24 protein-coding genes and 3 pseudogenes are annotated in these 23075 nt (G+C 74.2%); 16 read left to right on the top strand and 11 right to left on the bottom strand.

The window, feature by feature from the left end; translation table 11 throughout:
* Positions 1-42: 42 nt before the first annotated feature.
* Positions 43-327 carry a hypothetical protein gene (locus tag ABD981_RS10145; protein WP_345528829.1) on the bottom strand — a complete coding sequence of 95 codons (285 nt, stop codon included), beginning with the start codon at positions 325-327 and terminating at the stop codon, positions 43-45.
* Positions 309-548: a hypothetical protein gene (locus ABD981_RS10140; RefSeq protein ID WP_345528827.1), complete on the bottom strand. Its 240-nt coding sequence runs from the start codon at positions 546-548 to the stop codon at positions 309-311. The genes ABD981_RS10145 and ABD981_RS10140 overlap by 19 nt, the downstream gene beginning before the upstream one ends.
* 910 nt (positions 549-1458) lie before the next feature.
* On the opposite strand from ABD981_RS10140, the gene ABD981_RS10135 reads away from it, so the two are divergent.
* The 4 genes and pseudogenes from ABD981_RS10135 (at position 1459) to ABD981_RS10125 (ending at position 2834) form a co-directional block, all read left to right on the top strand.
* On the top strand, positions 1459-1803 hold the full coding sequence (locus ABD981_RS10135; protein ID WP_046907863.1) for an ArsR/SmtB family transcription factor: 345 nt from the start codon (positions 1459-1461) through the stop codon (positions 1801-1803).
* 98 nt (positions 1804-1901) lie between these two features.
* Positions 1902-2273: a PadR family transcriptional regulator gene (locus tag ABD981_RS10130; protein WP_046907819.1), complete on the top strand. Its 372-nt coding sequence runs from the start codon at positions 1902-1904 to the stop codon at positions 2271-2273.
* Positions 2270-2449 (top strand): annotated as a pseudogene (locus tag ABD981_RS38820) (HAAS signaling domain-containing protein); the annotation flags it as partial. The gene ABD981_RS10130 and the pseudogene ABD981_RS38820, both read left to right, overlap by 4 nt.
* Positions 2450-2546: 97 nt before the next feature.
* Positions 2547-2834, top strand: coding sequence for a hypothetical protein (locus ABD981_RS10125; RefSeq protein ID WP_345528824.1), 288 nt, complete (start codon positions 2547-2549; stop codon positions 2832-2834).
* Between the two features lie 60 nt (positions 2835-2894).
* Here ABD981_RS10125 and ABD981_RS10120 read toward each other — a convergent pair.
* The 3 genes and pseudogenes from ABD981_RS10120 to ABD981_RS10110 form a co-directional block, all read right to left on the bottom strand.
* Positions 2895-3998: pseudogene (locus tag ABD981_RS10120) on the bottom strand (alginate lyase family protein); the annotation flags it as partial.
* A gap of 349 nt (positions 3999-4347) precedes the next feature.
* Positions 4348-4716: a VOC family protein gene (locus ABD981_RS10115; RefSeq protein WP_046907820.1), complete on the bottom strand. Its 369-nt coding sequence runs from the start codon at positions 4714-4716 to the stop codon at positions 4348-4350.
* Positions 4717-4771: 55 nt separating this feature from the next.
* Positions 4772-6976: an RICIN domain-containing protein gene (locus ABD981_RS10110; RefSeq protein WP_046907821.1), complete on the bottom strand. Its 2205-nt coding sequence runs from the start codon at positions 6974-6976 to the stop codon at positions 4772-4774.
* Positions 6977-7505: 529 nt separating this feature from the next.
* Here ABD981_RS10110 and ABD981_RS10105 point away from each other — a divergent pair.
* The gene (locus ABD981_RS10105; RefSeq protein ID WP_046907822.1) at positions 7506-8696 is read left to right on the top strand and encodes a cytochrome P450; all 1191 of its coding nucleotides are present in this window, start codon (positions 7506-7508) and stop codon (positions 8694-8696) included.
* 14 nt (positions 8697-8710) lie between these two features.
* On the top strand, positions 8711-8911 hold the full coding sequence (locus ABD981_RS10100; RefSeq protein WP_046907823.1) for a ferredoxin: 201 nt from the start codon (positions 8711-8713) through the stop codon (positions 8909-8911).
* Positions 8912-9013: 102 nt separating this feature from the next.
* Here ABD981_RS10100 and ABD981_RS10095 read toward each other — a convergent pair whose 3' ends face one another.
* A complete protein-coding gene (locus tag ABD981_RS10095) occupies positions 9014-9364 on the bottom strand; it encodes a VOC family protein (protein WP_046907824.1) in 351 nt (116 codons plus the stop codon).
* A 100-nt stretch (positions 9365-9464) separates the two neighbouring features.
* Between ABD981_RS10095 and ABD981_RS10090 the strand changes: the two genes are divergently transcribed.
* Positions 9465-9785, top strand: a complete 321-nt coding sequence (locus ABD981_RS10090) for an ArsR/SmtB family transcription factor (RefSeq protein WP_046907825.1) — start codon at positions 9465-9467, stop codon at positions 9783-9785.
* Between the two features lie 139 nt (positions 9786-9924).
* The gene (locus ABD981_RS10085; protein WP_046907826.1) at positions 9925-10383 is read left to right on the top strand and encodes a GNAT family N-acetyltransferase; all 459 of its coding nucleotides are present in this window, start codon (positions 9925-9927) and stop codon (positions 10381-10383) included.
* Positions 10384-10407: 24 nt separating this feature from the next.
* On the opposite strand, the gene ABD981_RS10080 is transcribed toward ABD981_RS10085, so the two are convergent.
* On the bottom strand, positions 10408-11670 hold the full coding sequence (locus tag ABD981_RS10080) for an MFS transporter (RefSeq protein ID WP_046907827.1): 1263 nt from the start codon (positions 11668-11670) through the stop codon (positions 10408-10410).
* Positions 11671-11735: 65 nt separating this feature from the next.
* Here ABD981_RS10080 and ABD981_RS10075 point away from each other — a divergent pair, with 65 nt between their 5' ends.
* The gene (locus ABD981_RS10075; RefSeq protein ID WP_240495219.1) at positions 11736-12371 is read left to right on the top strand and encodes a CGNR zinc finger domain-containing protein; all 636 of its coding nucleotides are present in this window, start codon (positions 11736-11738) and stop codon (positions 12369-12371) included.
* A 106-nt stretch (positions 12372-12477) separates the two neighbouring features.
* Here ABD981_RS10075 and ABD981_RS10070 read toward each other — a convergent pair whose 3' ends face one another.
* On the bottom strand, positions 12478-12939 hold the full coding sequence (locus tag ABD981_RS10070; protein ID WP_123954477.1) for a hypothetical protein: 462 nt from the start codon (positions 12937-12939) through the stop codon (positions 12478-12480).
* A gap of 411 nt (positions 12940-13350) precedes the next feature.
* Here ABD981_RS10070 and ABD981_RS10065 point away from each other — a divergent pair, with 411 nt between their 5' ends.
* Both ABD981_RS10065 and ABD981_RS10060 read left to right on the top strand, forming a co-directional pair.
* On the top strand, positions 13351-15603 hold the full coding sequence (locus tag ABD981_RS10065) for a sulfatase family protein (protein ID WP_046907830.1): 2253 nt from the start codon (positions 13351-13353) through the stop codon (positions 15601-15603).
* Positions 15604-15760: 157 nt separating this feature from the next.
* The gene (locus ABD981_RS10060) at positions 15761-17158 is read left to right on the top strand and encodes an NAD(P)/FAD-dependent oxidoreductase (protein ID WP_165590935.1); all 1398 of its coding nucleotides are present in this window, start codon (positions 15761-15763) and stop codon (positions 17156-17158) included.
* A gap of 49 nt (positions 17159-17207) precedes the next feature.
* Here ABD981_RS10060 and ABD981_RS10055 read toward each other — a convergent pair whose 3' ends face one another.
* Positions 17208-17825 (bottom strand): TetR/AcrR family transcriptional regulator, encoded by a 618-nt coding sequence (locus ABD981_RS10055; RefSeq protein WP_123954479.1) that lies wholly within the window; start codon positions 17823-17825, stop codon positions 17208-17210.
* Between the two features lie 48 nt (positions 17826-17873).
* Between ABD981_RS10055 and ABD981_RS10050 the strand changes: the two genes are divergently transcribed.
* Entirely contained in the window at positions 17874-18428 is a 555-nt protein-coding gene (locus ABD981_RS10050) for a GNAT family N-acetyltransferase (protein WP_046907832.1), read from the top strand.
* A gap of 40 nt (positions 18429-18468) precedes the next feature.
* Positions 18469-18903, top strand: a complete 435-nt coding sequence (locus ABD981_RS10045) for a hypothetical protein (protein WP_345528814.1) — start codon at positions 18469-18471, stop codon at positions 18901-18903.
* Here ABD981_RS10045 and ABD981_RS38815 read toward each other — a convergent pair.
* Positions 18893-20080 carry a chitosanase gene (locus ABD981_RS38815; protein WP_046912495.1) on the bottom strand — a complete coding sequence of 396 codons (1188 nt, stop codon included), beginning with the start codon at positions 20078-20080 and terminating at the stop codon, positions 18893-18895. The genes ABD981_RS10045 and ABD981_RS38815 overlap by 11 nt on opposite strands.
* Before the next feature lie 355 nt (positions 20081-20435).
* On the opposite strand from ABD981_RS38815, the gene ABD981_RS10030 reads away from it, so the two are divergent.
* Positions 20436-21260, top strand: a complete 825-nt coding sequence (locus ABD981_RS10030; protein ID WP_046912493.1) for a hypothetical protein — start codon at positions 20436-20438, stop codon at positions 21258-21260.
* A gap of 9 nt (positions 21261-21269) precedes the next feature.
* On the opposite strand, the pseudogene ABD981_RS10025 reads toward ABD981_RS10030, so the two are convergent.
* Positions 21270-21797, bottom strand: a pseudogene (locus ABD981_RS10025) (FAD-dependent oxidoreductase); the annotation flags it as partial.
* Between ABD981_RS10025 and ABD981_RS10020 the strand changes: the two are divergent.
* Entirely contained in the window at positions 21762-22391 is a 630-nt protein-coding gene (locus ABD981_RS10020; RefSeq protein WP_240495505.1) for a TetR/AcrR family transcriptional regulator, read from the top strand. The pseudogene ABD981_RS10025 and the gene ABD981_RS10020 overlap by 36 nt on opposite strands.
* A gap of 77 nt (positions 22392-22468) precedes the next feature.
* Positions 22469-23071 (top strand): GNAT family N-acetyltransferase, encoded by a 603-nt coding sequence (locus ABD981_RS10015; protein ID WP_345528810.1) that lies wholly within the window; start codon positions 22469-22471, stop codon positions 23069-23071.
* Positions 23072-23075 lie beyond the last annotated feature (4 nt).

Below are 23075 nucleotides of genomic sequence, written 5' to 3'. Positions count from 1 at the left end.
CAGGCTGCTGCGCGGCTGGCTCGGGAGGTAGTCGGTCCGGGGTCACGGCTCGACCGGGGGCGTCGCGGACGCGGGCTCGGGGAACCCACCCGCCTCGGACGACTCCGCGGGCTGCGCGGGCTCCTCCCCGCTCGTCGCCGCCCGCAGCGTCGCCGTCGCCACCAGCCCCGCCACGACGCCCCAGGTCAGCGCGGCCGGCACGCCGTTGCCGAGGTTGCCGGAGGCGTACAGCAGCCCGTACCGCATGCCCTGGGCGTCCAGCGCGATCCTCAGCACCTGGCTCACCAGCAGTCCCAGCACCGTCGCGCTCACCGCGCCCGCCGCCATCGCCGGGACGGTGACCCGGGTGAGCAGCCGGGCAGCAGGCGCAGGGCCCACCAGACGAGGACGAGGACCAGCACGTCGACGGCGCGGTAGAGGAGCCAGTCCCCCAGGGGCGCGCCGGCGGGGTTCGTCACGGCGCCGAGGAGCAGCCACTGGCGCAGGAGGTCGCCCGGTTCGTCGAGGAGGCCGCCGGGGGACGGCAGCGTCTGGATGGCGGCGGCCACCGTCTCGTACGAGAGGACCAGCAGCGAGAATCCGACGGCGGCCGTCCCGGCGGTGGCGGCCAGGCGCGCGGGGCGGGCCGGGACGGGGGTGTGCGCGGGAGGGGGCCGGCGCCCTGGGCGGTCGAGCGCGGGCGACGAGGGCGGTCACGGTCGCCGCGACGAGGGCGGTCACCACGAGCATCTGGCGGCCGGAGGAGATCAGGCCGGCGAGCTGCGGCAGGAAGCGGTAACTGCCGTGGCCCCCCCGCGGCGATCAGCCACGGGGTGGAGACGCCCACCGCGAGGGTCCCCGCCACCATCCCCCAGGCCCAGAGCGTGAGCAGGGCGGCGGGCATCCGTCCGTGCACCGGCGGCAGCCGGCGGACGAGGAACAGGGCTCCGGGCACGAAGAAGGCGAAGACCGCGCAGAAGCGGATCTGCAGGGCGGTGGTGTGGAGCGAGAGGTAGCGCCCGCCGTCGGTGACGGCCGCGTCGCCGGTCCCGTCGTACGTCCCGGCGCCCGGCCGGAGCGCGGCCGGCGGGTCGTACGCCCAAGGGGCGAGCCAGCGTTCGAGTTCGGTGACGGCCTGTCCGCCGAGGACGCTTCCGCTGCCCGGCAGGTGGAGCGCGTCGGCGCTCGCACCCGCCCACCAGAGAAGGGCCGTGAGCAGAAGTCCCCCGACCAGTGCCGGTATCGCCGCGCGCCGGTATGTCATGTGCCGTCCCCCGTGATGAGCGCGCGTCTCGCGATGCGCCTGGTCAGTGGAGGGTACGCCCACCTCTGCCCGGACCCGGCCGGCGAACTCGACGCACGGCCCGTCGCGGAAGTTCCCGATGTCGTCCTGTCGGCGTCCGGGCGCGAGGATGGAGCCATGGCGATGAGAGCACGACGGACACGGTGCACGGCTCGGGCGCGGCGGGGGTGGCGCGGGTGAGTGCGCCGCTGTACCGACTGAAGGCCGAGTTCTTCAAGACGCTGGGGCATCCGGTGCGGATCCGCGTGCTGGAGCTGCTCAGCGAGCGCGAGCACGCGGTGGCGGAGATGCTGCCCGAGGTCGGTGTCGAGCCGGCGCACCTCTCCCAGCAGCTCGCGGTGCTGCGCCGGGCCAATCTGGTCGTCGCCCGGCGTGACGGGGCGACCGTGCACTACTCCCTGGTGGACCCGGAGGTCGCGGACCTGCTCGCGGTCGCCCGCTCGATCCTCTCCGGCGTGCTGGCCGGTCAGGCCGAACTCCTCGCCGACCTGCGGGCGTCGACGGCCCGCCCGCGCGACTGACCCACCCGCGCGGACCGCGCGGCCGGCCGGGCGGGCGGGCAGTCGTGCCAGCCGCCCCGCCTTGCGGAAGGACGTGCGGCCGCACTATCTTGCATTGCATGGTTCCTGGTAACGCAAAGAACGAGGCGGGAGGCAGGGTCCCCAGCCAGCTCCGCAAGGGGGTGCTGGAGCACTGCGTCCTCGCACTGCTCAGGGACGGGCCGAGGTACGGCGTCGAGCTGCTCACCGAACTCTCCGCGGTCAGCGTCATGACCACCAGTCAGGGCACGATCTACCCCCTGCTGTCGAGGCTGCGCCGCGAGGGGCTCGTCGACACCGAGCTGCGCGAATCCCCCAGCGGGCCGCCGCGCCGCTACTACACGCTCACGGGCCTCGGCCGTGCGGCCCTCACCGAGTTCACGCAGGCGTGGCCGTCGTTCCGGGACGCCGTCGACCACTTTCTCAACGACCCGCAGGGGGAATCCGCATGAACGCCATCGACCACCCGCTGGTGACCGCCTATCTCGACAGCGTCGCCCGCGAGACCGCCGGACTCCCCGCCGAGCGGCGGGCCGAGCTGCTCGCCGACCTCCGCGAGCACATCGAGGTCAGCGGCGCCGAGGCGGACGACCGGGTCCGCGAGGTCCTGGCCGCCCTGGGCGACCCCCGTACGGTCGCGGGCCTCCGCCCTGGCCGAGGAGCCGCACGCCGCGGCGGCGGTTCCGGCGGCCCCGGAGGTCCGTCCCGCACGCACCCGCCTCACCGTGGGCCTGCTGGCACTGGCGGGCCTGCTGGCGCTGTTCAGCCCGTTCCTCGGCACGGCGGCCATGATCGTCGGCCTGGCGCTGCTGTGGGCCTCCCCGCAGTGGGGCAGCCGCCACAAGGTGATCGGGACGGTCACCTGCGCGGCCGTCCCCTTCGTCGTGGTCGTCGGCGCGCTGGCCCTGGCCGGTTCCCGGATCGGACCGGTGGAGCTGCTGCTCATCGCCGGCTTCTCGCTGGTCGTGCCCGTGGTCGGCGCCGTCGCCCTGCTGCGGGCCGTGCGCCGCTGAGTCACCCGCGTCGGCCCCCGCGGGACCCTTCGGGTCGCGCGGGGGCCGACGCGCTTCCGGTCAGCGGGGGTTGGCCGCGTGGGTGAGGGTCTCCCAGGCGACGAAGAGGTTGTTGGATCCGGCCGGACGGCCCTGCTCGGTCAGCGCCTGGGTCTGGGACATCGCGTATCCCATGCGCTGGTGCAGGGCGTTGAAGCCGACCTCGGTGACGGGGCCGAGGTGGTCCTTGAGGGTGCCGCCGCACAGCCAGCTCGGCGGGGTCTCGCCCCGCTCGTAGCGCGACTGGAGGCCGAGCGCGTGGCGCAGCCGGTCGGCGACCTCGGGGTAGAGGTCCTGGCCCTGGATGCGGCTGGTCTCGGCGATGTGGGAGATGGCCGACAGTCCGTATCCGGTGTGGGTGAGGTCCCGGCAGGTCTCCTGGGTGAGGCCGTCGACGAAGGTGGTCTGCCCCTGCCAGTAGCGGACGATCTCGTCGCGGGTGTCGAGGCCGCTGCCGGGCGCGGTCTTCGGGAGGCTGCCGTCGGTGGTGAGGTAGATGTAGGCGGGGACGCGCCCGCGGAACTTCGTGACGGCCTTGTCGTACGCGGCCCGGTCCTCCAGGAAGACCGCGATGCCGATGGCCGCCTCGGTCATGCTCAGCTCCCAGTTGCCGTTCGACTGCGAGCCGTTGGCGACCTCGGGGAGGTAGACGGTGCGGAGCATGGTCTTGAAGCGGTCGACGCGGTCCTGCGGCCAGCCGGTGTACGTGTAGCGGATGATCTCCGCCGCCCGGGGCCAGGAGGAGCCGGCCCAGCCGGTCTGGAGCGGGGCGTTGGAGTTGGTGTGGTCGGTGATGACCGCCGACCAGGCGTCCATGATCTCGATCGCCTTCCGGGCGTAGCGGCCGTCCCCGCTCACGTACCAGGCCAGGGAGAGCGTGTACGCGGCGAGGGCGTCCTCGCGCTCGTCGGTGCAGCCGTAGTTGGGGTTGGAGTAGGAGCCGCACTCGACGACGGATCGCGGCTTGGGCGTACGGGTGAGGGAGGCGTACTTGCTCGCCGTCATCTGGTCGTAGGCGCCCTTCCAGGGCTGGGCGCCGGCCTGGACCTTCTCGCGGGTGAAGTCGAGCTGCCCGCGGGAGACCAGGACTCCGGGGTGGACGAAGGAGGCGGGCGCCGCCTCGGCCCGGTCCGCGGAGGGCAGTCCGGTGAGGACGGCGGCGAGGGACGGACAGCAGCAGGGCGGGGACGAGGGCCCGGCGGAGGCGGGGACGGCGCCGGGAGGGGGTGCGGGCGCCGGTGCGGGCTCGGGCTTGGGCGTGAGGGCCGGCGTGGGGGTGGCTTCGCATCGCGACTCCAGTTCGAGTATGTGAACTCCGGTCGTGTTCTCGCGCTGCGAAAGTAAAGGTCTGAACCAGTGCCGTCAACCGTCACGGACGAACTGGCCTGGGAGACGGGCGACATCGCCGCGTCGGCGGGAGCAGGGAGAGCCGGGTGCGATGTTCATGTGCATGAACATCGCACTCGATCACCCTTCAGCCCGCGATGATGCAGAACGGGTGCCCGGCCGGGTCGGTGAGGACCCGCCACCGCTCCTCGTTCGGCTGCGGGTCCGGCTTCCCCGCGCCCAGCTCCAGCAGCCGCGCCTCCGCCTCCTCCAGATCGGCGACGTCGAAGCAGAGGTGCAGCTGCTGCGGGACGACCTGGTCGGGCCAGGTCGGGGCCCGGTAGTCGTCCACCCGCTGGAAGCCGATCGTCGGTCCGCCCTCCGGGACGAGGCTCGCGAACTCCGCGTCCGACTTCGGGTGGGCCTCGAGGCCGGTGACCTCCCGGTAGAAGGCCGCCAGGGCCAGCGGGTCGGGACAGTCCAGGGTGATCGCGCTCAGCTTCATCAGCGGGGACATGGCGCCTCCGGGGCGGTCGACGGTTGCTCGGCCCACCACCCTAGAAGCGTTGCCCTCAGGGGTAGTTCACCAGGTTGGCGACGTTGGTGCTCGCGTTGGAGGGACCGCCGCGGTCGTTGACGACGTGGCGGATGGTGCCGGTGCCGCCGAGGGAGACGGTGACCATGTCCCGGAAGCGGACCCCCGGGGTGTTCGGCGCCTCGAAGGCGTGGTCCGCCGTGACGCCCGGGTCGACGTTGAAGTAGCAGTAGCTGCCCAAGCCGTAGGCCTGGTGGCTGGTGACGGAGTTCGCGACCTTGTAGGCGGCGTAGCCCTGGGTGGAGCCGTTCATCCAGGCCGCCTGGCCGGGCGGGTCGTAGGGCATCTCGTTCTGGTAGAAGTACGTCCGGCCGCCGTTGCCGTTCCAGATCGTCTGGTGCTTCTGGTAGTGCTCGACGAACAGGCCGTACATCGTCACGTCGTCGCCGTTGACGACGAGCCCGGTGTCGGCGGTGTTGGTGTTCCAGCCGACACCGGTGCCGTGGTCCGCGCGCCAGATCCACATGTGGTCGCCGATGACGTGGTCGCTGTTGACGACGAGGCTGGTGGTCGCCTTGCCGACGGCCGCGCCGCCGACGCGGAAGTAGACGTCGTGCAGCGAGGTGGGGTTCGCCGCGTGCGACGCGGCGGAGCCGGCCGGGCCGACCTCCAGCAGGGTCGGCGAGTTCACCGGTCCGGCGTCGAAGAGGACGCCCGCCAGCTTCACGCCGTCGACGTCGGCGACGGTCATGGCCGTGATGCCGCCGTCGGGCACGAAGGTGGCGAGGCCGAGGCCGAGGACCACGGTGTCGGGACGGGTGATCCGCAGGGTCTGGTCGAGGTGGTGGACGCCGGGCGTCACGAGCAGGTTCCTGCCCGCGGCGAGCGCGCTGTTGATCTGTGCCGCGCTCGCGCCCGGCTTCACGACGAAGAACGTGTCCAGGCCGAGCGAGCTGCCGGCCGGGGTGCCCGCGGCCCAGCCGGTCGCGGTGGAGTCGGTCCGCGCGGCGGGCACGAAGACCTTGTAGGCGCCGGCGCCGTCGACGTACAGGAACGGCTTCTCACGGACGACGGGGGTGCGGTCGACGGTCGTGTACGGCGGGTCGGGGAAGGTGGTGCCGGGGACGCCCTGGCTGCCGACGAAGACCATGTTCCAGTTGGATCCCGTCCAGCCGCCGAGTTGGGCGTTGCGGGTGAGCCACTGCTGCTGCGTGCCGGAGCGGACCTGGCCGTCGACCTTGGTGTCGGCGAGGAAGCCGCCGCTGGACCAGCCGCCGTCACTGAGCTCCAGGTTGCCGCGGACGTGCATGCGGCGGTAGGCGGAGGCCTGCGAGACGGCCCAGCGGTCGGTGCCGCCGGTGGGGGTGACCGAGAGGTTCTCGGCACCGCGCCAGAAGTTCTGCGTGGCGTTCTGCGGCGGGAACCAGTCCGCCTCGACGTGGACCGCGCCGTTGATCGTCACGGCGTCCGGCGACTGTCCGAGGCCGAGGACCTGGGTGTAGAAGCCGACGTTGACATCGTTGGCATAGCTGCCCGGCTTGAACAGCACCGCGTACCGCTGCCCGCCGAACTGGTTCTTCTCCTGGCCCCGGAAGATGGCGTCGAGGCGGCCCTGGATGGTGGCGGAGGGCATCGACGGGTCGAACACGACGACGTTGGGTCCGAGGTCGACGTCACCGGGCGGGGTGTCGGCCGCGGTCACCTGGAAGCGCTGGGCGGCCGTTCCGTTGCAGGTGTACTGCACGAGCTGGACGCCGTCGGCCGTGGAGGCGGCGGGCACGTCGAGGCACTTCCCGCTGTTGCGGTTGACGAGGCGGTACGCCCCTCCCCCGTCGTCGACGGCCCGCCACTGCTGGTTGAGGCCGCCGCCGTAGCCCCACAGGTGGACGGCGGCGTTGTCGGCGGTGGAGACGTCGCTGACGTCGACGACCTGGGCGGAGTCGTTGCGGTTCCCGATCCGTACGTAGCCGTCCGAGGTCGGGGTGAGGATCCACTGCTGGGCGGCGGTGCCGTTGCACGCGTACTGCTGCACGGCGGTGCCGTCGACGGTGGCGGCGGCCCGGGCGTCCAGGCACTTGCCGCTGCCGGCGTTGACCACGGTCGCCCAACCGGTGGGGAGCGCGGCGGTCTGCGCCGCGGAGGCGGTACGGGGTGTGAGCGCCACGAGTGCGGAGCACAGCAGGGCAGCCAGGGCGAGGGCGGTGCCGACGCGGCGGCGCCGGGGAGACGGGGCGGCGGACATGGGCGCGGGCACTGGCACTGGCACTGGCACTGCTATGGGTACGGCGAGGGGCATGGGTGGGGGGCCTTTCTCGGAGGAGCGTGTGGGGCCGGTGGTCCGAGGAGGAGCTGAGGCGTGAGTGAACTGCCGGGACGGGCCGGCGTCAAGACCTCCTGCGTTCACATCCTGAACGCACAACTCGCCCAACCGGCCTCAGAGTTGAATTCCGGCCGCTCCTGGCGTGAAGTCTTGACGACTGAGCTCCCCGGCGGGGCTCCCGGCCAGGGCGTCGGATTCCGGAAGCCGGGGGGCGATTTGCCGCCATCGCACCACGAAGCGGAGATTCGGCGGTACTGTGGTCTCAGGCCCGGCCCCGTACCTCCCCCGTGTACGAGGCCGGGCTCTTCTCATGCCCGCCACCGGCCGCAGGATGGACGATCCCGTTCCGGTGGATTGGCCGAACTGTGCGTAGACCAGATAGGTGCCTGAGGCATGTAGTGGAGACGGCAACCCACGTCAGAGCCACCGATTCGCCCTTGCGAGGCCCCCCATGACGGAAGCCGTTGCGTTCCCGCAGGACCGGACCTGCCCCTACCACCCGCCCACCGCCTACGACCCGTTGCGCGAGGAGCGCCCGCTGTCGCGGGTGACGCTCTGGGACGGGCGCTCGGTGTGGGCCGTGACCGGACATGCGACCGCCCGGGCGCTGCTCTCCGATCCGCGCCTGTCCACCGACTCCACCCGGCCGGACTTCCCCCTGCCCACCGAGCGGGCCGCGACCCTGCGCAGGTCCCGGCGGGCCGCGCTCCTGGGCTGGGACGATCCCGAGCACAACGTCCAGCGCCGGATGCTGATCCCCAGTTTCACGCTCAAGCGCGCCGAGCGGCTGCGCCCCCGCATCCAGGCGACCGTGGACGGACTCCTCGACGCGATGGAGGCGGCGGGCCCGCCGGCCGAGCTGGTGAGCGCGTTCGCGCTGCCGGTGCCCTCGATCGTGATCTGCGATCTGCTGGGCGTTCCGTACGAGGACCACGACTTCTTCGAGGCGCAGTCCCGGAGGCTGCTGCGCGGCCCGACGGGAGCGGACACCGAGGAGGCGCTGGCACAGCTGGAGGGGTACCTCGGCGACCTGATCGAGCGGAAGCGGGACAAGCCCGGCGAGGGGGTGCTGGACGATCTGGTGGCCCGGCAGCTCCGGGAGGGCGGGCCGGACCGCGAGGAGCTGGTGCAGCTCGCGACGATCCTGCTGGTCGCGGGGCACGAGACCACCGCGAACATGATCTCGCTCGGTACGTACACGCTGCTGCGCCATCCGGAGCGGCTGGCCGAACTCAAGGCCGACCCCGGTCTCGTGCCGGCGGCCGTGGAGGAGCTGCTGCGGTTCCTGTCGATCGCGGACGGACTGCTGCGGGTGGCGCGCGAGGACGTGGAGATCGGCGGCACGGTGATCCGCGCGGGCGAGGGGGTGGTCTTCTCCACCTCCGTCATCAACCGGGACGCCACGGCCTACGCCGACGCCGACTCGCTGGACTGGGACCGCCCGGCCCGTCACCACCTGGCGTTCGGCTTCGGAATCCACCAGTGCCTGGGGCAGAACCTGGCCCGCGCGGAGATGGAGATCGCCCTCGGGACGCTGCTGCGGCGACTGCCGGGCCTGCGGCTCGCGGTGCCCGCCGAGGAGATCCCGTTCAAGCCGGGCGACACGATCCAGGGGATGCTCGAACTCCCCGTCACGTGGTGAAAGGACCCGCACGGATGCGCATCTCGATCGACGGGGACCTCTGCATCGGCGCCGGACAGTGCGCCCTGACCTCACCGGACTTCTTCACCCAGGACGACGACGGCTTCGGCACGGTCGTCCCGGGCCGCGAGGACGGAGCCCAGGGGCCGCTGGTCCGCGAGGCCGCCCGCGCGTGCCCGGTCCAGGCGATCACGGTCGAGGAGCGGGAGGGGTAGGAGCAGGCGGGGCGAGGAGGCCGGGGAAGGCGGGGAGGAGCAGGAGAGGAGGGGCGTGCCGGGCGGCCGTCCGGTCGCTGCCGGGCGGCCGTCCGGTCGCTGCTACGCGGAGTGCTGGACGTACTCCAGGACGACGCCCCCGGGGTGCCGGACCATCGCGTTGCGGCCGGTGGGCACCTGGTTGGGGCCGGAGACGATCTCCCCGCCGTGGGTCGCGAGGAGTTCCGCCAGCCCGTCGAGATCGTCGACCAGCACCGTGCTCTGGACGGCACGGAACGGGGCGAGGGCCTCGTCCGTCCCCGCGACCAGCAGGAACCCGCCGATGGCGGCCACCTCGACCCCGGCGTACGGGAACCTCAGCCCGACCTCCTCGCCGGTCAGCGCGCGCAGGGCGGGCAGGGCGCGGTCGACGTCGTCGACGTACAGGCGGGCCAGTGTGTTCAGTGCCTTCATGACAACCCCCGAGATCGAGCGGTTCCTCAAGATCAATTCGACTTTCCCGAACTGTCGAACCGGGCGCCATACTAGGCACATCACCAGCGGAAGAGGAACCGTGCGCGCCCTGCCCCAGCCCCAGCCGGAGGACTTCGATCTGGCCACCGTGATGCACGCCCTCGGCGATCCGGTACGGCTCGAACTCGTCCGGCGCCTCGCCGCGGAAGGCGAGACCACCTGCAGTCCCGAGGGGCTCACCGTCCCGCGCTCGACCCTGTCCAACCACTGGCGCATCCTGCGCGAGGCCGGCGCCATCACCGTGCGCGTCAGCGGGAAGACCCGTCTGGTCACACTGCGCCGCGCGGAGCTCGACGCCCGTTTCCCCCTGCTCCTCAGGGCCGTCCTCGACGAGATCGCGGCGAGCGGTTCCGGCCGGTAACTGTCCATCCCGGTGCGCGGCGGGCGCAGCTTTTGGACGCGATGTCAGGCGTGGTGCCGCCGCCCGGCCCGCATGATCGATTCCGTGCGGTGCCCGCGGCACCCGCTTCCCCGGCAAGAGCGAGAAAGTGTGTGAGTCCATGTCAGCCGACATCAAGGTCCGTGCCGTCACCCCCGAGGACTTCGCGCAGTGGCGTGCCCTGTACCGCGGCTACGCCGAGTTCTACCGGGTCGAGCAGACCGAGGAGGCCGCCGAGCGGGTCTGGTCGTGGATCGGCGACGCCGGGCACGAGGTGAACGCCCTGGTCGCCGAGGACTTCGACGGGCGGCTCGTCGGGCTCGCGCACTACCGGCCCTTCGCTCGGCCGCTCTCGGCCACGACGGGCTGCTTCCTGGACGACCTGTTCGTCGCCCCGGAGAGCCGCGGGTCCGGTGCCGCCGACGCGCTGCTCGCGGCCCTGCGCGAGCTCGCCGCCGAGCGCGGCTGGAGCGTCGTGCGCTGGATCACCGCCGACGACAACCACCGCGCCCGCGCGAAGTACGACCAGGTGGCGACGCGGACGATGTGGGTCACGTACGACATGACGCCGGGTTCCTGACCCGGGGACCACGCGCCCCCGCCCTCAGTCCGCCCGCGCGCCCCTGAGCCGGGGCGCGCCGGGCGCGGCCTCCGGGAGCGGGCCGGGCGGGCGGTGCCGGCCGAGCAGGGGGGCGACCAGCAGCGGTTGCGCGGCGGCGAGGGCGAGGCAGAGGGCCGCGGTGCAGGCCCAGAGGGTCGTCGCGCCGAAGCGGTCGAGGAGCTGGGTGGCGGTGATCGGGGCGGCGGTCGTCGCGACGCCCCAGCTGATGCCGTACGCGGCGAGGTAGCGGTCCGAGCCGTGGGGCGGGGCCAGTGCCGCCACGACGCCGAACACCCGGCCCAGGACGAACACCTCGCCCAGGCTCCACAGCCCCGTACCGACGAGGAAGGCCGGCAGCGACGACGCAAGGGCGTATCCGGCCAGGCCGAGAGCCATCAGCGCATAGCCGAGGGCCAGGGCCGCCGGGTCGGACAGCGCGGCGATCCGGCGCAGCCGCAGGGCGGGCTGGGCCGCGACGACGGTGACGGCCGAGGCGGTGAACAGCAGCCCCGCGTCGGCGGGTTCGAGCCCGCGGCGGGCGAGGGTCAGCGGCAGCCCCATCACGACCTGCATGGCCACCAGTGCGAAGACGGTGCCGCACCCGAACATCGCCCACAGCGCCCGGTCCCGCCAGGGGCGCACCGGTCCACCGCGGCCCTCGGCGGCGGCGTCGACGCCGCCGGTGCCGCTCCCCGGGGCGGCTGCGGCCGGGCGGCGGCCCGGGTGGTCGGCGGGCAGCGCGAGGCGCAGTGCCACGGCGCAGGCGAGGCAGGTCAGCGCGTCGACGACGAAGAGCCAGCGCAGGTCCCAGCGGCCCACGGCCGCCGCGATGAGGCCGGCGCCGGTGCCGGCGACGGCCAGCGCGGCGTTGAGGAGGCTGAACGCGCGGACCCGTTCGGCCGGACCGACGGCATCCGCGATCATCGCCTGGCTCGGGGGCTCGTACAGCTCGAAGGCGAGTCCGAGGAGGATCGCGAAGATCGCGACCTGGACGAGCGAACCGGCGGCGGCGATGGCCAGTTGCGCGACGGCGCAGCCGGTGAGGCCGAGCACGATGGTGCGGCGGCGCCCCAGGATTCCCGCGAGGCGGCCGCCGGCCAGCCGCGAGGGGATCGTCGCCAGGCCGAACGCGGCCGAGAGCAGCCCGGCCGTGGTCACGCTCGCGCCGAAGTCGTCGCTGATCAGGACGGTCAGGAAGGGCAGGGAGAAGGCCCCGAGCCGGTTGATCGCCCGCGCGACCACCAGCAACCACACGATCCTCGGCATCGCCGGCACCCCTCACGTAACCGTCGAATCCAGTAACGTCAGTCACGTATCAGACCATCGAAGGGGTGACTGGTCAAGTGATGTTCGACAGTCACGTGGCGGTGCTGCTGGATCAGGCGGTCGCGCTCGTGAACACGTTGACGGACGGCGAGGCGCGCGGCCGCGACTACCCGGCGCCGAGCGGCGCCGGACTGGCCGAGGCCGTCGAAGCAGCGGTGCCGCGCGCCTCGTCCTCGCTCCCGCGCACCATGGACGCCGCAGAGGCGGACTACCTGGTCTCGGCGGCGGAGCGCATGCGCGCGGTGTTCCAGGCCGTGCAGGACGGGGACCTGGACGCGGCCGCCGCGACGGTGAACGGCCTGCTGCTGGACAGCGGCGCCCGGCCGCACCTGGACCGGCGCGGGGACGGGCCCTGGCAGCTGCACTTCCACGGCGGCGACGAGTCCTTCGCCGCGGGCAGCACCGCCGCCTGCGCCACCGCGCTCGCGCTGGCGGTGGGCGGCAGCCTCGTCGGCCGGCTGGGCGTCTGCCGCGCAGGCCGCTGCGACCGCGTCTACGTCGACACCTCGCGCAACGCCGCCCGCCAGTTCTGCTCGACCGCCTGCCAGAACCGCACCAAGGCGGCGGCGTTCCGGGCGCGGAAGGGCGCGCCGGAACCGGAAGAGGCACCGGCCCCGGAGTCGGCGTCCGGACCGGCGTGAGGCACTCGGGCGAGGGGGTGCCGGCGGCTGCCGCGGCGGGCCGGGGCCGTCTCGTTCCCGCCCGCCGTCGTCGGGTCCCGCCCGGTGCCCCGGCCGGGACCGCCCGTCAGAACGGGCGGCGGCCCGAACGGTTGCCCCGGGGCTTGCCGCGTCCGGTGCGGCGACGGCCCGAGGGCGGGGTCGGGGCCTCTCCCCCGGCGGCGCCCGGCGACGAGAAGCCGACCGCCACGGGCGGCGGACCCGCGGGGGCCGCGGCGGCGGCGCGGGGGCCGGGGCCGGACTGGGCGGCCACGGTCCGCCCGCCCGCGAGGACCGTGGCGTGCGTGATGAGGGGGGCGCAGGCCTGGCAGATCTCGGCGAGCGTCCAGACCTCGGCGACGGCCGGGTTGTGGATCAGGACGAGCAGCGTCGTCCCGGTGCAGGTGGCACGCGCCGTGTGGTGGCGGCAGGCGCTCGCCCCGCACGCGCACGCGGCGTTCGGCCTCGGGGTGGCGAGGCGGGCGTGGGCGCGGGCGTGCTCGGCGGCGAAGGCGCGCAGGGCCGCGACGTCCTTCGACCGCGCGGGCATGCGGCAGCCCTCCGTCGTGCAGCTGACCGTGGCGGAGTGGTCCGGGTGGCCGGTGAGTCGGATGGTCCAGGTTCTGCCTGGGACACGTGATCCGGGAAGCATGCTCAACGCGCGCGTGTCCGTTCGAATGAGAGGGGTGTTGGTCATGGTTTTACCCCGAAGGGGGCGGAGGTTCACATCCGGGGCCCGACATCCGGAGCCGAGGTCGTCCGGTCGGCCGATTCCGAGGGGGTCCGCAGGAGCGTCCGCGGCCGGCCCCGGGGCGGGGTCCGGTGACACACGATCTTCATGCCCCGTGCATGGATCGACGGGCGGCCGCGTCCCATGATCGGCGCTACCCCGTACGGGCGGGCCCGCCGGGGCCGCGTACGGGGCAGGCCCGCCCCAGCCTTCCCCCCAAGGAGTCGCCGCATGCCCAGTCGCCGCCTTTTCCTCGCCGGGTCGGCCGCCGCCACGGCCGGGCTGAGCGGCCTGCCCCCGGCCCTCTCCCCCGCCGCCGCCACGGCCGACTCCCCCGGACCGGGGTCCGCTGGGGCGGCAGGTGCCGCCGGCGGCCCGGACCGGCCGCCGAACCTGGTCGTGGTGCTCGCCGACGACCTGGGCTACGGCGAGCTCGGCGCGTACGGGCAGCGGCTGATCCGCACGCCCCGGATCGACCGGCTGGCCGCGGAGGGACTGCGGTTCACCGACTCGTACTCCACGGCGGCCGTCTGCGCGCCGTCCCGCTGCTCGCTGCTCACCGGCCTGCACACCGGGCACGCCACCGTGCGCGCCAACCCCTCGGGCGCGCAGGGGGCGCTGACCGCCGCCGACACCACGTTCGCCCAGCTGCTGCGGGCCCGCGGCTATCGCACCGGCGTCATCGGGAAGTGGGGCTTCGGGCCGGAGGCCGCCGGTCAGGCCAGCCACCCCAACGCCCGGGGCTTCGAGGAGTTCTACGGCTACATCGACCACGGGCACGCCCACCAGTACTACCCCGCGTATCTGTGGCACAACGGCGCCAAGGAGCCGATCCCTGCCAACGCGGGCGGCGCCCGCGCGGTGTACGCGCCCGACCTGATCCGGCAGCGCGCCCTCGACTTCCTCGACCGGCACGCGGCCGAACCCTTCCTGCTGCTGCTCACCCCGACCGTCCCCCACGCCCCCAGCGACGTACCCGACACCGGCGAGTACGCCGGGACGGGCTGGAGCGCCGCCAACAAGGGCCACGCCGCTCAGGTGACCCTCTTCGACACCCTCGTCGGCGACGTCGTCGACCGGCTGCGCGCCCTCGGCCTCGACGGCGACACGGTCCTGCTGGTCACCAGTGACAACGGGCCCCACGAGGAGGGCGGCGTCAACCCCGACCTGTTCGACGCCAACGGGCCGCTGCGCGGCTACAAGCGCAACCTCTACGAGGGCGGCGTCCGCGTCCCGCTCATCGCCTGGGGCCCGGGGCGGGTGCGGCCCGGCACGAGCGACCGCCCCACCTCGCTCACCGACCTGCTGCCCACCCTCGCCGACCTCGCCGGGGCGCCCGCGCCCTCCGACGTCGACGGCCTGTCGGTCGCCACGCTGCTCACGGGCGGCGCCGCGCCCGCCCGCCACGACCACCTCTACTGGTTCCGCGACGAGAGCGGCGTCACCAGCCGCGCCAACGCGCAGGACACGCAGCGCGCCACATGGCTGGCCGAGGGCCTGCGCAAGGAGAACTACAAGGCCGTCCGCTTCGCCCCCGTCCGCGACCACACGCTGCCCGACGCGCAGTGGCAGGTCGAGCTCTACGACCTGGCCGTGGACCCCGGCGAGACGAAGGACCTGTCCGGGTCCCAGCCGTCCAAGGCGGACGAGCTGGTCGCCCTGATGCGCTCCTCCTGGCGGGACGGCTACCCCCGCAGGGCGTTCGGCACCACGCTCGCCCTTCCCGGAATGGCCGTTCCCGGACGGCCCTTCGCCGTCTCCGCCACGCTCGCCAACGGTTCGGCCCGGCCGTGGAGCACGGCGGCGCTGACGCTGCGCGCGCCCGTCGGCTGGACCGTGACGCCCACCTCGGCGACCACCGCCGCCCAGCTGGCCGCGGGCGCCCGGCTCACCGCCGCCTGGCAGGTCACCCCGCCCGCCGGGACGGCCCCCGCGACCGCCTGGACGCTCACCGCCGAGGGCGACGCGCTCGCGCCCGGCGGGCCGGTGCGGTACGCCGCCGACGGGACCGTACCGACTCCGCCGCCCCCGCCGACGGCCGACGCGTACCTCTCCGACCTGCCCTGGATCTCCGCGGTCAACGGCTGGGGTCCGGTCGAGCGCGACAGCTCCAACGGCAGGAACGCGGCCGGGGACGGCACGCCGATCGCCTTCGGCGGCACCCCGTACGCCAAGGGCCTCGGCACGCACGCGTACAGCGAGCTCGCCTACCACCTCGGCGGCGCCGGGGACCGGTTCACCGCCCTCGTCGGCATCGACGACTTCTCGGCGAGGCAGAGCACGCTCGGCGCGACCCGGGCGAAGGTGTACGGCGACGACCGGCTGCTGCTGACCACGCCGACGCTGACGGCCGCGACCGGACCCGTCCCGGTCGACGTGGACGTCCGCGGGGTGCGGGTGCTGCGCCTGGTCGTGGAGGACGCCGACAACCGCACGTCGTTCGACCACACCTCCTGGGCACTGGCCCGGGTGACGGTGGTCTGAGGGCGGAGGTCCGGGCCGCGCCGGTCCGAGGGGAGCGCACGGCGCGTCGGTCCCGGCACGCGTGCGGGGAGCGTGCGCCCGGTGTGATCCTTCACGCCGGTCGGCGTCGGCTGTGTGCCGTAGAGGCCGGCGGGCCGCCCTGAGCATGCTGGTCCGCATGACGAAGCATCAGCGGTGGGGCAGGGCGGCGGTCGTCGGCGGGAGCTACGCGGGGCTCGTGACCGCGCGGGTCCTGGCCGACTTCTTCGACGAGGTCGTCGTGCTCGAACGGGACCGGGTCGACGCGGACACCGGCAGCCACCCGGGGGCGCCGCAGGGCCATCACGCGCACGCGATGCTGGCCAAGGGCGGCGAGGTCCTGGAGAAACTGTTCCCCGGGCTGCGCGAGGAGCTGGGCGAGGCCGGGGCGCCGGTCTTCGACTACGGGGAGGGCATCGACTTCCTGCTGCCGGCCGGCACCGCGCCGCGCACCCGCACGGGCGTCGAGATCCAGACCTTCACCCGCGACGGTCTCGAGCGGCGGCTGCGGCGCAGGGTGCTCGCGCTGCCGCAGGTCACGCTGATGTCCGGGACCTCGTGCACGGGTCTGCTGCGCGACGGGCGCGGCCGGGTGAGCGGGGTGGCGTACCGCCGGATCGACGGCGAGGAAGCGGGCAGGGGCACGGGAGCGGGGGCCGAGCTGGCGGGAGCGGGGGCCGAGCTGGCGGCCGATCTGGTCGTCGACGCCTCGGGCCGGTCCAGTTCCCTGGAGACGTGGCTGGGCGACCTGGGCGTGACGGTGCCCGAGATGCGCACGGTGAAGGCGAAGGTCACGTACACCTCGATGAACTTCGACCGGCCCGAGGAGGGGCACCCGGACTACTTCGTCGCCTACCAGATGCTGTTCGCGCCGCAGGTCGCGCGCGCCGGGGTGCTGCTGGCCGTGGAGGGCGGCCGGTGGACGTGCTCGCTGTTCGGCTTCCAGCAGCAGCCGCCGACGGACGACGCCGGGTACCTGGAGTTCGCCCGCACCCTGGACAACCCGCATCTGGCGGATCGGCTCAAGCGGCGCAGCGTGCAGGAACCCACGTACCGCTACACCAATGTCGACAACCGCTGGCGGCCGTACCACCTGGTGAAGGACTGGCCCGACCGGCTCCTCGCGGTGGGGGACGCGGTGTGCGTCTTCAACCCGGTGTACGGGCAGGGGCTCACGGTGGCGGCGATGGAGGCCGACCTGCTGGGCGGGATGCTCGCGCGGCGGCGGGCGGCGGGGCGGGCGCTCGACGGGGCGGCCCGGGAGTTCCAGCGGCGGGTCGGGCGGCTGGTGCTCACCCCGTGGACGCTGTCGACCAACTCGGACCTGATGTGGAATCCGCGGCGGCAGCCGGCGGGCGCGCGCTTCGCGCACTGGTACAACGGCCGGCTGTTCCGGGTGGCGGTGAAGGACGCGGCCGTGTGGTCGCGTTTCGTGCGGGTGGTCAACATGACGGCGTCGCCCGCCGTGCTGTTCCATCCGGCCGTGGCGGCCAAGGTGCTGGCCACGGCCTTCTCGAGGCCGGCGGGCGGGCGCTGAGCGCCCGGCGGGACGTGCTCGGAGCCGGACTCCTCCCGTACCGGCGTCCTTACGGGAGGGGCGCGGCCGGGGTCGTGCCGCGGGGTGCGGCGAGGCCGGCCAGGTAGGTGTCGAGCAGCTGGATCTGCCGCTCGGGCGTGAACTCCGCGGGGGCGAAGAGTGCCTGTACGACGAGGCCGAGGACGAAGGACTGGGCGCCGGCGGCGATGCCCGCCGGGTCGCCGGGGGGCAGTTCGCCGAGGGCCTGGGCGGCGGCGACGCGTTCGGCCAGCCGGTCGCGGCTGCGGCCGTACTTCCCCGCGTAGTCCTCGGTGAGGGCCGGGTCGGCGAGGGCGGTGTCCCAGGAGGAGACCCAGATCCGGTTGCTCGCGGTGGCGTCGGGGGTCAGCGGAAGGATGTCGAGCAGGACGCTCCGCAGGGCGGCCAGGCCCTGGCCCGGGGTGCGCCGGGGGCGGGCGTCGGTGCGCTGTTCGAGGAGCTCGAGGGCGTGCGCCACCAGGTCGCGCTTGGCCGGGAAGTAGTGGGTGAGCAGGCCGGTGGTGGCGCCGAGCTCGGTGGCGACGGCGCGCAGGGTCAGGCCGTCGAAGCCATGCGCGGCGAGGACCCGCCAGACCGCTTCCGAGACGTCGCGGCGGCGGGCTTCGTGGTCGCCCTTGGTACGTGCCATGCTGCTACGGTACATAACCGTAACGCTTGTTGTGTGAATGGGGTCACCATGTTCTCCCTCCCGCTGCGGGACGGCGCCACGCTCCGTCCGCTGGAGCTCCGGCACGCCGAGGAGTTCGCCGCCCACATGGACCGGGCGCGCGAGCACATCCGGCCGTGGGTCGGCGCGGCCTTCGTCACGACCGGCGTCGAGGCCGCGCGGGGCACGCTCCGCCGCTACGCCGAGCGCCAGGCCGCGGACGGCGCGCGCCTCTTCGGCATATGGCTCGACGGCACGCTGGTCGGCGGCGTGATGTTCACGGACTTCTCCGCGGCGGCGGAGTCCTGCGAGGTCGGCTGCTGGCTGGAGCCCGCGGCGGAGGGCAAGGGCCTGATCACGCGGGCCTGCGGCATCCTGCTGGACTACGCGCTCGTCGAGCGAGGCGCGCACCGCGCCGAATGGCACTGCCGGGCCGACAACGAGCGCAGCGCGGCGGTGGCGAAGCGGCTCGGGATGACCCTGGAGGGCGTGGCGCGCGAGACCTGGGCGTACGACGGGACGCGGCACGACAAGCAGGTCTGGGCGGTACTGGCACCGGAGTGGCGGGCCCACCGGGGGCTGTGACCGGGGCCGCGGCGACGCGGCCCGGTCGGTGATCGGGGCCGTGGCTGCGGCCTGCCGGGTGACCCGGGCCGCGGCCTGGCGGGTGATCGGGGCCGTGGCTGCGGCCTGCCGGGTGACCCGGGCCGCGGCCTGGCGGGTGATCGGGGCCGTGGCTGCGGCCTGCCGGGTGACCCGGGCCGCGGCCTGGCGGGTGATCGGGGCCGTGGCTGCGGCCTGCCGGGTGACCCGGGCCGCGGCCTGGCGGGTGATCGGGGCCGTGGCTGCGGCCTGCCGGGTGACCCGGGCCGCGGCCTGGCGGGTGACCCGGGCCGCGGCCTGGCGGGTGACCCGGGCCGCGGCCTGGCGGGTGACCCGGGCCGCGGCCTGGCGGGTGACCCGGGCCGCGGCCTGGCGGGAGACCGCGGCTGCGCCCTGGGGCCGTGCGGGGCGGCTCGCGCGCGCCGCCCCGTACGCCCGTGGAGGGATCAGCTGGTGAGGGAGAAGGCCTCGCCGTAGACGCTCCAGTACAGCGGGGTGTTGAGGTCGAGGTTGCCCTCGTTGAGGAAGCGGCGCTGGGCCGTGCTGACCCGGGTGGTGTCGCTGTGCGCCTCCTCCTTGCGCATCTCCTCCTCGCGGGCGTCGAGGAAGGCCTTCAGGTACGCCTTCTCGTCACCGCCCTTGGAGGGCGGGAGGGCGCGGGAGAGGGCGACCGAGCGGATGCTGCGGAAGCCGTCCTCGCCGTGCATCACGGCGGAGTCGTAGTAGGCGAACTGGCCGAGCGCGCGCAGGCCGTCCTGCTTGGCCTGGGAGACCGCGGGGTTGAAGTAGACGCGGTCGCGCTCCTCCTCCTGGGTCTGCTGGAACACGGAGTCCTGGGCGGCCTGGCGCCAGGCGTTCGGGAAGCCCGGGTCCAGGCCCTGGTGGGAGTCGGTCCCGTTCACGGCGCGCAGCGCGTTGAGGTAGGGGGCGAGCGGGTTCGAGGGCTTCTTGGCCGTGTAGCGCTCGACCAGGTCGAGCATGTCGCCGGTGCCGGAGCAGAAGCCGATGATGCCGGCGGTGTAGCCGCGCCCGTCGTCGATGTCCTCGATGTAGGCGAACTGGGCCCGCCAGTCGAGGGAGGAGTTCTCGAAGGAGGAGACCAGCTTCATGGCGACCTCCTTCTTGCGGGGGTCGTCGAGGTTGGTGCCGTTGGTCGGCGGGGTGGTGCCGGTGCCGTAGGCCTCGACCTCCCAGAGCGAGTAGCCGTACGTCGTGGCCCGCTGGGTGCCGAAGACCCGCAGGTAGCGGCCGGTGCCGTTGACGGTGAGATCGTCGGTGCCGCCGTCGCCGGAGGTCGTGGCGTAGATCTGGCGCCAGGTGGAACCGTCGTCGGACAGCTCGACGCGGTACGCCTTGGCGTAGGCGGCCTCCCACTTGAGGACGACGCGCTTCACCGCGGTCGACGGGCCGAGGTCGACCCGTATCCACTGGTTGTCCACGCCTTCGGCGCTGGCCCAGCGGGTGGAGGCGGAACCGTCGACGGCCTTGGCGCCGCCGAGCGAGCTGCTCTCGGCGGACGAGGTGGTGACCGGGCGGCCCTGGGCGAGGTTGCCGGCGGCGGCGGTGGCGGACGTGAGGCCGGACACCGCGGGGAGCAGGACACCGGTGGCCGCGGCGGCGACGAGCGCGGCCATGCGACGGCGCCGGAGTGCGTTGATCGTGGGGGGCATGTCACTCCATCTTCCAGGCGATCTTTCGGACGGTCTTTCGGACGGTCTTTCGGACGGTCCGTCGGGCCGAAGACTGATAGGAAAGGTTCCTAACTTTCGGTGAGGCGAGAGTAGGGGGCGACCTCCGGGGGCGCAAGAGGGCGAACGGGAAAGGGAGTTGGAGGCGACCCGCGGGTATCCGGACCCACCCCGGGTCAGACGCGGGCGGCCGGCGCTTCGGAGTCCTCTGGGAGTCCTCACGGCCGGACGCTTGACCTGGGAAAACCGTGCACCGCACACTTGCCCGGCCCCAGGGGGGGCGACAGGAAGAGGGGCAGACATGACCACCGTGGAGACCTACGAGGACCGCTGCGAGCAGCTGTTCCACGCCGGAGGGAACGCGGCCGTGCGGCGAGCGGCGCAGGAAGGACTCGATGAACTCGGCCCACAGGCCGACCTGTACTGCTGGCTGGCGCTCGGACACGCCGTCGAGGACGACGACGACCACGACGACCGCGCGGAGGAGGCGTTCCGGGCCGGCCTCGCGCTCGACGCCGACCACCTCGGGCTCCTCGCCGGGTACGCAGAACTCTGCCTGCGCGCCGACTCCTTCGAGCACCCCGGACGCGCCGCACGGGCCGTCCGGCTCTCCCAGCGGCTGAAGGAGCTGGCCCCGGAGTCCGCCGAGGCCGGACAGCTCGCCGCGGCCGAGCGGTGGGCACGGCGCGGCTACTGGGACGACATCCGCATGCAGGCGGCCGTCAGGACCGTCGCCGCGCGGGACACGGAGGCGCAGGCCCGGCTGCTCGCCGAGGACCTGCGGCGCGGTGGCCCCGAGGGGGCTCCGGCCGCCGGGCAGGCGGATCCCGTCGACCGCGCGGCCGCCGTCCGCACCGCGACCCTGGAGGCCCTGTCCGGTCCCTGGAACGCGCCCGTACGGCTCCTCGGCCGCTACCGCTCCGCCGCCTGGGCGGTCTCCGTGGTGCTCTGCTTCGTCACCAACCGGGTCCTCGTCGAGACCGGGGCCGTGGACTCGTTCAGCCTCTGGGGCGCGCTGTGGCTGCTCCCCGTGCTCGTCGTCGACCGGCGCTTCGCCGCCGCCCGCAGGGACGCCGACGCCCGGCACCTCGCACGCCTGGAAGCGGTGCTGGCCGAGCGGCGCTGACGCTCCGGCTCAGGACGGATGGACCTCGTCGAAGACGGCCAGGGCTTCGGCGGGGTCCGGGCTCACGAGGCGCTCCAGGCCGGCCGTCGTGATCTCCGCCCACCGGCCGGCCCGTTCCCACATCCGTTCCTCGAAGGCGCGGACGGCCTCGTCCAGAGCTCCCGGGCCGGTCTCGGCGGCGGTCGCGGCGACGGTGGCGACGGACTCGGCGAGTTCGGCGCCTTCCAGCATCGCGAGGTTCGCGCCCGCCCCCAGCGGGGGCATCAGGTGGGCGGCGTCGCCCAGGAGCGTCACCCCGGGGACGTGGGTCCACGAGTGGGACACGGGCAGGACGTGGAGCGGGCGGTGGACGAAGGCGGCGCCGTGGCGGAGGAGGTCGAGGACGGGCTCGGCCCAGCCGTCGAACAGCGCCAGCAGGTGTGCCCGCACGGCTTCGGCGTCGGCCGGGTCCAGGTCCGCGTGCCAGTCCAGCGGGGCGCGGAACTGGGCGTACACCTTGACGTGGCCGCCGCCGTCGCGCTGGCCGACGAGGGCGGCCTGGGCGGGGTGTCGTTGCGCAAGGTCGCCGCCCGGCTGAACGCGGGCCCGATGCGGCTGTACGGATACATCTCCACCAAGCAGGAGCTGTTCGACCTCATGGTGGACGAGGTCTACGCCGAGATCCGCCCCCAGGAGCCGCCCGGTGACTGGCGGGAGGCGCTGGGCGGCCTCGCCCACCGCACCCGGCACGCCGCCCTCCGGCACGAGTGGCTGGCCGACCTCCTCGGCGGCCGGCCGGCCCTGGGCCCCCACGCCCTCGCGGCGGGCGAGGCCACGCTGGCCGCCCTGGAGAGCGTCACCGACATCGACACGGCCCTGCGCGCGATGGAGACCGTCGGCGCCTATTCCACCGGCGCGATCAGGCGCGAGATCGCGAACCTGCGGGCCGAGCGCGCCACGGGCCTGTCGAAGCACGACTGGCAGCGCGCCTCCGGCCCGCACCTGACGGGAATGCTGGCCACCGGCCGCTTCCCGGCGCTGAGCAAGGCGGTGCACGACGGCGCGGACGTGGACGCCGGGACGTCCTTCGCGACCGGCCTGGACTGGGTCCTCGACGCGGTCGCCGCGCAACTCGCCCGGCCGCCGGCGTGACGCCCGGCCCGCGCCCTGACGAGCCCCGGCCCGCCGCCGCGCGCCGTCCGGGTCCAGACCGCCGAGGGGCGGCGGGCGTGAGCGCGGCCCGGGCCGTGCCGGCGCTGCGGCCGTGGGAGGAGGGCGACGCCGAGGTCCTCGTGCGGCACCACGGCGACCCCCAGATGCGGCGCTGGCTCGCCACCCACCTCGACTCGGTGGAGCAGGCGCGCGCGTGGATCGCGGAGCAGAACCGGGGGCGGGCGGCCGGTTCGCGGGTCGCGTTCGCGGTGGTCGAGGCTCCGGACCCGGCGGACGGCGCGGGCGGTGCCGGAGGCGCGGCGGACGGCGCGGGCGGTGCCGGAGGCGCGGCGGACGGCGCGGGCGGTGCCGCGGGCGAGCCCGTCGGGCACCTCGCCCTGACGGCCGCCGGGGGTGTCGTGCGCGTCGGGTACTGGACGGCCGCCTCGGCGCGCGGGCGCGGGATCGCCTCCCGCGCGCTGGCCCTGGCCGCCGCGTGGGCCTCCGAGGCTCCGGACAGCCCGTTCGTGGGCCGCCGACTGGAGCTGCTGCACGCGGTCGGCAACGAGGCCTCCTGCCGTACCGCCCTCGCCGCAGGATTCCGCGCCGAGGGCGAACTGCCGGCCGACCCGCCGGGGCGGCCGCGGCCGATGCACCTGCACGTCCGCGACGGGGGCTGAGCCC

The organism is Streptomyces showdoensis, from assembly GCF_039535475.1.
Lineage (GTDB): Bacteria > Actinomycetota > Actinomycetes > Streptomycetales > Streptomycetaceae > Streptomyces > Streptomyces showdoensis.
The sequence above is the reverse complement of the archived record's forward strand: the minus strand, read 5'-3'. Positions and strand labels throughout refer to the sequence as shown.

Bases quoted from the DNA above. Each gene is read 5' to 3' on its own strand.
- ABD981_RS38815 (WP_046912495.1), bottom strand. From the start codon at position 20,080: ATGGCCGCGCTCGTCGCCGCCGCGGCCACCGGTGTCCTGCTCCCCGCG.
- ABD981_RS10130 (WP_046907819.1), top strand. From the start codon at position 1,902: ATGGTTCCTGGTAACGCAAAGAACGAGGCGGGAGGCAGGGTCCCCAGC.
- ABD981_RS10115 (WP_046907820.1), bottom strand. From the start codon at position 4,716: ATGTCCCCGCTGATGAAGCTGAGCGCGATCACCCTGGACTGTCCCGAC.
- ABD981_RS10030 (WP_046912493.1), top strand. From the start codon at position 20,436: ATGACCACCGTGGAGACCTACGAGGACCGCTGCGAGCAGCTGTTCCAC.
- ABD981_RS10145 (WP_345528829.1), bottom strand. From the start codon at position 327: ATGGCGGCGGGCGCGGTGAGCGCGACGGTGCTGGGACTGCTGGTGAGC.
- ABD981_RS10085 (WP_046907826.1), top strand. From the start codon at position 9,925: ATGTCAGCCGACATCAAGGTCCGTGCCGTCACCCCCGAGGACTTCGCG.
- ABD981_RS10070 (WP_123954477.1), bottom strand. From the start codon at position 12,939: ATGCCCGCGCGGTCGAAGGACGTCGCGGCCCTGCGCGCCTTCGCCGCC.
- ABD981_RS10060 (WP_165590935.1), top strand. From the start codon at position 15,761: ATGACGAAGCATCAGCGGTGGGGCAGGGCGGCGGTCGTCGGCGGGAGC.
- ABD981_RS10110 (WP_046907821.1), bottom strand. From the start codon at position 6,976: ATGTCCGCCGCCCCGTCTCCCCGGCGCCGCCGCGTCGGCACCGCCCTC.
- ABD981_RS10065 (WP_046907830.1), top strand. From the start codon at position 13,351: ATGCCCAGTCGCCGCCTTTTCCTCGCCGGGTCGGCCGCCGCCACGGCC.
- ABD981_RS10055 (WP_123954479.1), bottom strand. From the start codon at position 17,825: ATGGCACGTACCAAGGGCGACCACGAAGCCCGCCGCCGCGACGTCTCG.
- ABD981_RS10100 (WP_046907823.1), top strand. From the start codon at position 8,711: ATGCGCATCTCGATCGACGGGGACCTCTGCATCGGCGCCGGACAGTGC.
- ABD981_RS10080 (WP_046907827.1), bottom strand. From the start codon at position 11,670: ATGCCGAGGATCGTGTGGTTGCTGGTGGTCGCGCGGGCGATCAACCGG.
- ABD981_RS10095 (WP_046907824.1), bottom strand. From the start codon at position 9,364: ATGAAGGCACTGAACACACTGGCCCGCCTGTACGTCGACGACGTCGAC.
- ABD981_RS10050 (WP_046907832.1), top strand. From the start codon at position 17,874: ATGTTCTCCCTCCCGCTGCGGGACGGCGCCACGCTCCGTCCGCTGGAG.
- ABD981_RS10105 (WP_046907822.1), top strand. From the start codon at position 7,506: ATGACGGAAGCCGTTGCGTTCCCGCAGGACCGGACCTGCCCCTACCAC.